General features: G+C 65.3%; 1 protein-coding gene. It reads left to right on the forward strand.

Translation table 11 applies throughout. From position 1 onward, the window contains the following. Positions 1-448 (forward strand): molecular chaperone HtpG (locus tag NZU74_20685; protein MCS6883741.1); only part of this gene is annotated, 448 nt, incomplete at its 5' end. Positions 449-573 lie beyond the last annotated feature (125 nt).

Here is a 573-nt window from a genome sequence, read left to right on the forward strand (position 1 = left end):
TGACGAAGGCGAACTCGATTTGCCGGGTGAGGTCGAGCGGCCTGCGCCGGCGATTGACGATGCGCAGTTCACCGCGCTGGCTGAACGGATCGCGGCCACATTGGGCGAGCGGCTCAAGGAGGTGCGCGCCTCGAAGGTGCTGCGCGACAGCCCGGCCCGTTTGGTCGCTGACGAGGCGGCGTTTGGGCGCGAGATGCAGCGCATCCAGCAGATCTTGGGCCAAGAGGTGCAAAGCGGGCCGCGCATCTTGGAACTCAACCCGGCCCACCCGCTGATCGCGGCGTTAGCCCGCCGCGCCGCTGCCGATCCCAACGATCCGTTGATTGCGCTGGCCGCCGAGCAGCTCTACGATAACGCACTGCTGATTGAAGGCCTGCACCGCGATCCGGCAGCCATGGCGCCGCGCATCTTGCGGCTGCTCGAACTGGCGGCCAACGTTGAGCGGTAAACTGGCAGGGGCGCGGAGGACGCGGAGAAGGTTGACGCAAAGGCGCAGGGAACGCAAAGAACGCGGAGGGTTTTAAAATGGGGGTTAGCAGCACGATCGTGCTGTTGCCCCCGATTTCAACAGTC

It is taken from the genome of Chloroflexaceae bacterium, from assembly GCA_025057155.1.
Lineage (GTDB): Bacteria > Chloroflexota > Chloroflexia > Chloroflexales > Chloroflexaceae > JACAEO01.